Here is an 8,923-nt window from a genome sequence, read left to right on the forward strand (position 1 = left end):
CCCGACCCAAGGACGCGCGCCATGAGCCCCGACCCGTTCCCACTCGGCCCACACCCGCACCCCCTGGGCGCACCGCTCGTCCGCCGGGAAGGCCGGGAGAAGGTGACCGGCACCGCCCGTTACGCCGCCGAACACACCCCGCCGGGCTGCGCCTACGGCTGGCCCGTACCGGCGACCGTCGCCCGGGGCCGGATCACCGCCGTGGAAACCGACGAGGCGCTCGCGCTGCCGGGGGTGTGCGCGGTGCTGACCCATGAGAACGCGCCCCGCCTCGCGGCCACCGACGACCCGACGCTCTCGGTGCTCCAGGAGGACCGGGTACCGCACCGCGGCTGGTACGTCGCGCTCGCCGTCGCCGACAGCCTCGAAGCCGCCCGCGCCGCCGCCGAGGCCGTTCGCGTCACCTACGAGACCGGCGAGCACGACGTAGGCCTGAGCGCCGACCATCCGCGCCTGTACGAGCCGGAGACGGCCAACGGCGGCTACCCGGGAACCCGGGAACGCGGCGACTTCGAGGGGGCGTTCGCCGCCGCGCCCGTCACCGTCGACGCCACCTACACCGTGCCCCCGCTGCACAACCACCCCATGGAACCGCACGCCTCCACCGCCCGGTGGACCGACGGCCATCTCACCGTCCATGACTCCAGCCAGGGCTCCACCCGGGTGTGCGAGGACCTCGCCGCGCTGTTCAAGCTGGACAAGGACGAGGTCACCGTGGTCTCCGAGCATGTCGGCGGCGGCTTCGGCTCCAAGGGGACGCCGCGCCCCCAGGCCGTGCTGGCCGCGATGGCCGCGCGCCACATCGGGCGCCCGGTCAAGGTGTCCCTGCCCCGCCGCGAGATGCCCGCGGTCGTCGGCCATCGCGCGCCCACCGTCCAGCGGGTCCGCCTCGGCGCGCGCGACGACGGTGTGATCACCGCCCTCTCGCACGAGATCGCCACCCACACCTCCACCGTCAAGGAGTTCGTCGAGCAGGCCGCGGTCCCGGCCCGCATCATGTACACCTCGCCGAACAGCCGCACCGTGCACCGCGTCGTCCCGCTCGACGTACCGAGCCCCTCGTGGATGCGCGCTCCGGGCGAGGCTCCCGGGATGTACGCCCTGGAGTCGGCCGTCGACGAACTCGCCGTCCTCCTGGACATCGACCCCGTCGAACTGCGGATGCGCAACGAGCCGGACACCGAGCCGGACAGTGACCGCCCCTTCAGCAGCCGGCATCTCGTCGACTGTCTGCGGGAGGGCGCCGAGCGCTTCGGCTGGCTGCCCCGGGACCCGCGTCCGGCCGTACGCCGCCAGGGCGATCTGCTGCTGGGCACCGGCGTCGCGGCCGCCACCTACCCCGTCCTGATCGTCGGCTCCGACGCCGAGGCGCACGCCGACGCCGACGGCAGCTACCGGATCCGTGTGAACGCCACCGATATCGGCACCGGCGCCCGCACCGTCCTCGTGCAGATCGCCGCGGCCGCGCTGAACGTCCCCGAGGACCGGATCCGGATCGAGATCGGCAGCAGCGATCTGCCGCCCGCGTTCCTGGCCGGCGGCTCCGCGGGCACCGGGTCCTGGGGCTGGGTGGTCCACAAGGCCTGTACGCAGCTGGTGGCGCGGCTGCGCGAGCACCACGGGCCGCTGCCGGCCGAAGGGCTGACGGTCGCCGCGGACACCCGCAAGGAGACGGCCGAGCAGTCCCCGTACTCCCGGCACTCCTTCGGCGCCACCTTCGCCGAGGTCCAGGTCGACACCGCCACCGGAGAGGTCCGGGTGCGCCGCATGCTGGGTGTGTACGCGGCCGGCCGGATCCTCAACTCCCGTACGGCGCGCTCCCAGTTCATCGGCGGTATGACCATGGGGCTGGGGATGGCGCTCATGGAGGGCAGCGGTCTGGACCCCGCCTTCGGCGACTTCGCCGAATGCGATCTGGCCTCCTACCACGTGCCGGCCTGTGCGGATGTCCCGCTGATCGAGGCGTACTGGCTCGACGAGGAGGATCCGCACCTCAACCCCATGGGCAGCAAGGGGATCGGGGAGATCGGCATCGTCGGCACCGCGGCGGCCATCGGCAACGCCGTACGGCACGCCACCGGGGTCCGGCTGCGCGATCTGCCGCTCACTCCGGACAAGGTGCTGCGGCACCTGTGAGGCGGGCGGCCGGGCGGGTTTCCGGGGCTTCGGCGGCTCAAGATCTGTTGCGGATCCCGCGCCACGGGGTCACCATGACAAATGACCCATACGTGATTATTGCTCACTCTTCGTGTTCGGGGTTCGTTGGTCCAACGAGGTGAAGGGCGTGAGCCTCGCGGTGAGGAGCCACGACATGACACTTCCCAGCGACCGGCACTACACGGTCGAACTGCATGCTTCGGCGGAGCGTGTGCCGCAGATCCGGCGGATCCTGGCCGCGCACCTGCGGTATTGGAATCTTGAGCTGCATATCCCGCCCGTATGCCGGGGAGTGGCAGAACTCCTGACCAACGTCCATCGCCATATCGGCCCGGATGCCCGGTGCGTCGTCGAACTCCGCTGGACCGGCCGCCACCTCACGGCCTCCGTCGCCGACGAGGGTCCACGGCTGCCGAAGCTGTCGAGCGCCGGTGGCGGCGGGCTCTCCAGAGTGGCGGCGCTGAGCGACAGTTGGGGCACCTGTGGCACTCCGGACGGCAAGGTCATCTGGTTCACCCGACGTGTCGAGGCGGCCCGTAAGAGCCCGCTGACCAGCCGCACCCCGCTGCGCAGCGTGCCCGACGCGAAGGGCCAGCCCGCGGTGCCGCCGGCCGTACCGGTCGAGCCGCTCGTCGAGCTCACGCCCGAGGCCACCGCCGATACCGCCCCGGCGGTGTCGTCCGCCGTGTCGCTCGTCTGATGCCCGTGTGACACACCCTCCCCGAGGGCGGCGAGGCGTGCACACGCACCCACGTTACGCCTCGCCAACAGGCTGATATCCGTCTGCCGGGCGGCGGGATACCGGCAACGGCCGCCCACCGCGGTTACGATCGCGGCATGGCAACGGCTCGGTCGATCAACGGCATGCAACGGAACCGCGGTTCAGCGGTTCCGTTTCGTCTGCTGTGGCTGGCCGCGTTGCTGATCAGCGTGCTGGTCGCGCACGGCGCCCGGGCGGAGAGCGCCGAGGGCCATCTGGTGAGCGCCGTGCCGGTCGCGGCTTCCTCGGCTGCCGCCGCGGACTCCGGCGGCTGGCTCGCTCCCGAGGACAGCGGTCACGCCGATCATCCAGGGCATCCGGGGCATCCCGGGCACCACTCCGACGAGCTGTGTGTGTCGGCCCCGCCGCAACAGGGCGCCGCAGTGGCGCTTCCGTGTGTCACGCCCATGGCGGGCTCCTCCCGGAGCGCGCCGGTGCCGGTCCGTTCCGGGGCGCCCGTCGGCGCCTCCGCCGCCCTTCCTCCGCTGAGAAGCACAGCGGGCTCCGTCATTCAGCAGGTCTAGATTTCCGGCCAATTCCGGATCACCCCTGCTGATTTCGCCTGCCCGCGTGCGTGCGCCGCACGGCGCGGCGGCAGTCTCACGGAGGACCCGTGCCGTTCCGCGTCCTGTTGCGCATTCCGTTCCGTTTTCCGTTCCGTTTTCTTGGTGGCGTCCCTTCCCGATACCGCCACTTCCGGGGTGGCGCCCCGGCCTCTTCCCCGTCCCGTCACCGCCCTTTGACGCTCGCCGCTCTGCTTCTCGTCGCCGGCCTGCTGTCGGCGGCGCTGCCGTGCTCCGACGGTGCCGAGGGGCATCACCATGCGGCCGGCCCGGCGGCGGCCTCGTCGGTGCGGGTCGCGCCCGTGGCCGCAGCGTCAATGGAGGCGGGCGGCGGGCACGTTGACCCCGAGTGTGTGTCCGGGCCGTCCGGCCACATCCCGCAGGGACGGCCGACCGCGGAGGCGGCAGGGGCCGGCGCGCCTGCCGTCCTCGGGGGAGCCGTGCGCATCGCCGCGGCCCGGCGGGCGACCGCGGGCGGCGGAGCCCCGTGGCACAGACCGGTGCGCAGCGGCCGGTCCACCCTCGCCGCCCTCTGCAGGTGCCGGATATAGGAGCCCGCGGTCGCGTCCGGCCACCCCGGCCGACGCGAGATGAGCTCCTCCGTCCACCCCACACACCGAACGAGAGCGAATCATGCACTCTCTCCCCACGACCGCCGGCTCCGTCTCCCTCGATCTCCCCGATGCCCCGACCCCGGGCCCCGCCCACGCCGCCGGTATCCCCGGCCTGGTCGGCAACACCCCGGTTCTGCGCATCTCCGAGCCGCTCACCCCGCCCGGCCGCGGCTTCTGGGCGAAACTCGAAGGCCGTAACCCCGGCGGCATCAAGGACCGTCCGGGCCTCCACATGGTCGAACGCGCCCGCGCCCGCGGCGAGTTGCGGCCCGGCGCCCGGATCATCGAATCCACCAGCGGCACGCTCGGCCTCGGTCTGGCGCTCGCCGGGATGGTGTACGGCCATCCGGTCAGCCTGGTCACCGACCCCGGTCTGGAGCCGTCGATGACCCGGCTGCTGACCGCCTACGGCGCACAGGTCGAGCCGGTCCCCGAGCCGCATCCGTCCGGCGGCTGGCAGCAGGCCCGCCGCGACCGGGTGACCCAGCTGCTCGCCGCGCACCCCGACTCGTGGTGCCCGGACCAGTACAACAACCCCGACAACACCACCGCCTATCTGCCGCTGGCGCTCGAACTCGCCTCCCAGCTGGGCCATATCGATGTCCTGGTGTGCAGTGTGGGCACCGGCGGGCACTCCGCCGGCGTGTCCCGGGTGCTGCGCCAGCTCTACCCGGAGCTGCGGCTCGTCGGCGTCGACACCATCGGCTCGACCATCTTCGGACAGCCCGCCCGCACCCGGCTGATGCGCGGGCTGGGTTCGAGCATCTATCCGCGCAATGTGGCCTACGACCAGTTCAGCGAGGTGCACTGGGTCGCACCGGGCGAAGCGGTGTGGACCTGCCGCCGGTTGGCGTCCTCGCACTACGCCACCGGCGGCTGGAGCGTCGGCGCGGTCGCCCTGGTCGCCGGCTGGCTGAGCCGCACCCACCCGGCCGGCACCCGTATCGCGGCCGTCTTCCCGGACGGACCGCAGCGCTATCTGAGCACGGTGTACGACGACGACTTCTGCGCCGCCCACGGGCTGCTCGACGCGCCGCCGGCGGACGCGCCGGAGACCCTCGGCAGTCTGGGGGAGCGGGAGGTCACCGCCTGGAGCCGGTGCGCCGAGGTCGTCGATCCGCTCGGCCTGGCCGGGACGGCCGACCCCGGTCCCGCCGGTGCTCGCGCCGTCGCGCCCGCCGACTCCGTGCGGGAGGTCCGGTGAAAGGCATGCTCAGGCAGGTTCGTTCCTACGAGCGCAGCGTCCAGCTGTTGATGGCCAATCAGTTCACCATCAACCTCGGCTTCTACATGCTGATGCCGTATCTGGCCGCGCATCTGTCCGGGACGCTGGGCCTGGCCGGCTGGCTGGTCGGGCTGGTCCTGGGGGTCCGTAACTTCAGCCAGCAGGGGATGTTCCTGGTCGGCGGCACGCTCGCCGACCGGTTCGGCTACAAGCCGCTGATCGTCGCCGGCTGTGTGCTGCGCACGCTCGGTTTCGCGATGCTCGGGCTGGTGGACACGCTGCCCGCGCTGCTGGCGGCGTCCGCGGCCACCGGGCTGGCCGGGGCGCTGTTCAACCCCGCGGTCCGGGCGTATCTGGCCGCCGCGGCGGGGGAGCGCAGGCTGGAGGCGTTCGCGCTGTTCAACGTCTTCTACCAGGCGGGGATCCTGCTCGGCCCGCTGGTGGGCATGGTGCTGACCGGAGTCAACTTCCGGGTCACCTGCCTGGTTTCGGCGGGAATCTTCGCGCTGCTGAGCATCGTGCAGATCCGCGCCCTGCCGGCGTGCGGGGACGGCGGCGGCCGGCGTACGGGGGTGCTGTCCCAGTGGCGGGTCGTGCTCGTCAACCGGCCGTTCCTGCTGTTCTCCGGAGCCATGATCGGCTCGTATGTGCTGTCCTTCCAGGTCTATCTGGCGCTGCCGCTGGAGGTACGGCGGCTGGGCGGCGAGGGGGAGTTCGGTACGGCGGCGGTGGCGGTGCTGTTCGCGGTGTCCGGGCTGAGCACGATCCTGGGCCAGACCCGGGTGACCCGATGGTGCAAGGCCCGGATGGCAGCCGGCCGCGCTCTCGCCTGGGGCCTGTTGGCCATGGGCCTGGCGTTCGTACCGCTGCTGGCGGCCACGGCGCTGCCGGTGCCGGACGCGGGCCCGGGCCGCTGGGCGCTCGCGGCCGTACCGCCCGCGCTCTGTGCGCTGCTGCTCGCGATCGGCACGATGATCACCTACCCGTTCGAAATGGACACCATTGTCCAGCTCTCCGGTGACCGCCTGGTCGCCACCCACTACGGGCTCTACAACACGATCTGCGGCATCGGCATCACGCTCGGCAATCTGCTCACCGGCGCCGCCCTGGACGCCTCCCGGTCGGCGGGTCTGCCCGCCCTGCCCTGGATCGCCCTCCCGGCACTGGGGCTGGCCTGCAGCGCCGCCCTGTACACGATGCACCGCACGGGCCGGCTGGCACCGCCCGCCGGGCTGAAGGTGGCAGTGGGCTGAGGGCTCCGGTGGCCGTCCCCGCCCGCCGGGGCCGGGGACGGCCGTCGGCCCACCGCCCTCGTCGGTCCCGACCAGGGAGTTCGCCACGCGTACCGCGATGTGTCACACGTGCGACACCCCCCCTTCCCTGTCGCTCGCTGCTCTTGGAACACTCTGCTGACCGTGGTTACGCACAAACCCCTATCCGACCCCACGGCATCGCCCCCAGTCCGCGAACTCCCCCACACTTCAGAAGGTTTACACACATGCCTGAACTGAATCGACGGCGTTTCCTCCAGATCGCCGGCGCCACCGCGGGTGTCTCGGCCCTGTCGAGCAGCATCGCCCGTGCCGCAGCCATCCCCGCCAAGCGACGCTCCGGCTCCATCAAGGACATCGAGCACGTCGTCGTGCTGATGCAGGAGAACCGCTCCTTCGATCACTACTTCGGCTCGCTCAAGGGCGTACGCGGTTTCGGCGACCCGCGCCCGGTCGTCCTGGAGAGCGGGAAGTCCGTCTGGCACCAGCCGGACGGCAACAAGGAGGTGCTGCCCTACCACCCGGATGCCGAAGACCTCGGTATGCAGTTCATCGAGGGCCTCGACCATGACTGGGCGGGCGGCCACAAGGCCTGGAACAACGGCAAGTACGACAACTGGATACCCGCCAAGTCCGCCGGGACGATGGCCTACCTGACCCGCAAGGACATCCCGTTCCACTACGCGCTCGCCGACGCGTTCACCGTCTGCGACTCGTACCACTGCTCGTTCATGGGGGCGACCGACCCCAACCGCTACTACATGTTCTCGGGCCACGTCGGCAACGACGGCTCGGGCGGCGGCCCGGTCCTCGGCAACCAGGAGCTGGGGTACAGCTGGACCACGTACCCGGAGCGTCTGGAGAAGGCCGGTATCTCCTGGAAGGTCTACCAGGACATCGGTGACGGCCTGGACGCGAACGGCAAGTGGGGCTGGATCGACGACGCCTACCGCGGCAACTACGGCGACAACTCGCTGCTCTTCTTCAACCAGTACCGCAACGCCAAGCCCGGCGACCCGCTCTACGACAAGGCCCGCACCGGCACCAACGCCAAGCAGGGCGACGGCTACTTCGACCTGCTCAAGGCCGATGTGAAGGCCGGCAAGCTCCCCCAGGTCTCCTGGATCGCCGCCCCCGAGGCCTTCTCCGAGCACCCCAACTGGCCCGCCAACTACGGCGCCTGGTACGTCTCCCAGGTGCTGGACGCGCTCACCTCCAACCCCGAGGTGTGGAGCAAGACCGCCCTGTTCATCACCTACGACGAGAACGACGGCTACTTCGACCACATCGTCCCGCCGTTCCCGCCGTCCTCCGCCGACCGGGGCCTGTCCACCGTGGACACCAAGCTCGACTACTTCAACGGCGACGCGAGCTACTCCGCCGGCCCCTACGGCCTCGGCCAGCGCGTCCCCATGCTCGTCGTCTCCCCCTGGAGCACCGGCGGCTTCGTCTGCTCCGAGGTCTTCGACCACACCTCCATCATCCGGTTCATGGAGCGCCGCTTCGGTGTGCAGGAGCCGAACATCTCGCCCTGGCGGCGCGCCATCGTCGGCGACCTGACCTCCGCCTTCGACTTCAGCCTGGAGAACACCAAGCCGGCCGCCCTCCCGGACACCGACGGCTACCAGCCGCCGGACAAGGACCGCCACGACAGCTACGTACCGAAGCCGCCCGCCAACCCCGTCCTGCCCAAGCAGGAGCCCGGCTCCCGGCCGTCCCGCCCGCTGCCGTACGCACCGCTGGTCGACGGGGCCGCAACCCCCTCCACCGGGCGCTACACGCTGACCTTCAGCGGCGGCGACAAGGCCGGCGCCTGCTTCACCGTCACCGCGGGCAACCGCACCGACGGCCCCTGGACGTACACCACGGAGGCCGGCAAGAAGATCTCCGACACCTGGAACACGTCCTACTCCAAGGGCACCTACGATCTGTCCGTCTTCGGCCCCAACGGCTTCCTGCGCACCTTCAAGGGCGCCGGCGGCAAGACCGGCCCCGAGGTCACCGCCCGGCACGACGCGATAGCCGGCCGCATCGAACTCACCATGACCAACCCCGGCAGCACCGACTGCCACCTCACCCTCACCCACGCCTACGGCGGCGCGCGCGAGACCTTCACCGTCCGTGCGGGCGCCACCGTCAAGCACCCGGTGGACCTGCGCGCCAGCAAGCGCTGGTACGACGTGTCGGTCACCTCCGACACGGACAGCACCTTCCTGCGCCGGTTCGCCGGCCATGTCGAGAACGGCCGGCCGGGCGTTCGTCCCATCGGTGGGTCGTCCATGCCCGACGGATCAGGCTACGTACCGTGATGATGGTGTCGGTGAGGTCGAAGA

At 71.3% G+C, this 8,923-nt stretch carries 5 protein-coding genes and 1 pseudogene; all 6 read left to right on the forward strand.

The features are described 5' to 3' along the window. The first annotated feature begins 21 nt into the window (after positions 1-21). On the forward strand, positions 22-2,136 hold the full coding sequence (locus DY245_RS19505; protein ID WP_128508533.1) for a xanthine dehydrogenase family protein molybdopterin-binding subunit: 2,115 nt from the start codon (positions 22-24) through the stop codon (positions 2,134-2,136). Positions 2,137-2,311: 175 nt separating this feature from the next. Then, positions 2,312-2,857, forward strand: a complete 546-nt coding sequence (locus tag DY245_RS19510; RefSeq protein ID WP_128508534.1) for an ATP-binding protein — start codon at positions 2,312-2,314, stop codon at positions 2,855-2,857. Positions 2,858-2,994: 137 nt separating this feature from the next. Beyond that, on the forward strand, positions 2,995-3,441 hold the full coding sequence (locus DY245_RS19515; protein WP_128508535.1) for a hypothetical protein: 447 nt from the start codon (positions 2,995-2,997) through the stop codon (positions 3,439-3,441). A 672-nt stretch (positions 3,442-4,113) separates the two neighbouring features. After that, positions 4,114-5,298 (forward strand): PLP-dependent cysteine synthase family protein, encoded by a 1,185-nt coding sequence (locus tag DY245_RS19520; protein WP_244943130.1) that lies wholly within the window; start codon positions 4,114-4,116, stop codon positions 5,296-5,298. A 5-nt stretch (positions 5,299-5,303) separates the two neighbouring features. Continuing rightward, positions 5,304-6,572, forward strand: coding sequence for an MFS transporter (locus tag DY245_RS19525; protein ID WP_425329413.1), 1,269 nt, complete (start codon positions 5,304-5,306; stop codon positions 6,570-6,572). 245 nt (positions 6,573-6,817) lie between these two features. Then, positions 6,818-8,812: pseudogene (locus DY245_RS19530) on the forward strand (phosphocholine-specific phospholipase C); the annotation flags it as partial. Positions 8,813-8,923: the final 111 nt, after the last annotated feature.

Origin of the sequence: Streptomyces inhibens (assembly GCF_003389455.1) — a bacterium.
GTDB classification, from domain to species: domain Bacteria; phylum Actinomycetota; class Actinomycetes; order Streptomycetales; family Streptomycetaceae; genus Streptomyces; species Streptomyces inhibens.

Excerpts from the sequence above, each read along its gene's own strand:
- DY245_RS19505 (WP_128508533.1), top strand. The coding sequence starts at position 22 with ATGAGCCCCGACCCGTTCCCACTCGGCCCACACCCGCACCCCCTGGGC.
- DY245_RS19510 (WP_128508534.1), top strand. The coding sequence starts at position 2,312 with ATGACACTTCCCAGCGACCGGCACTACACGGTCGAACTGCATGCTTCG.
- DY245_RS19515 (WP_128508535.1), top strand. The coding sequence starts at position 2,995 with ATGGCAACGGCTCGGTCGATCAACGGCATGCAACGGAACCGCGGTTCA.
- DY245_RS19520 (WP_244943130.1), top strand. The coding sequence starts at position 4,114 with ATGCACTCTCTCCCCACGACCGCCGGCTCCGTCTCCCTCGATCTCCCC.
- DY245_RS19525 (WP_425329413.1), top strand. The coding sequence starts at position 5,304 with ATGCTCAGGCAGGTTCGTTCCTACGAGCGCAGCGTCCAGCTGTTGATG.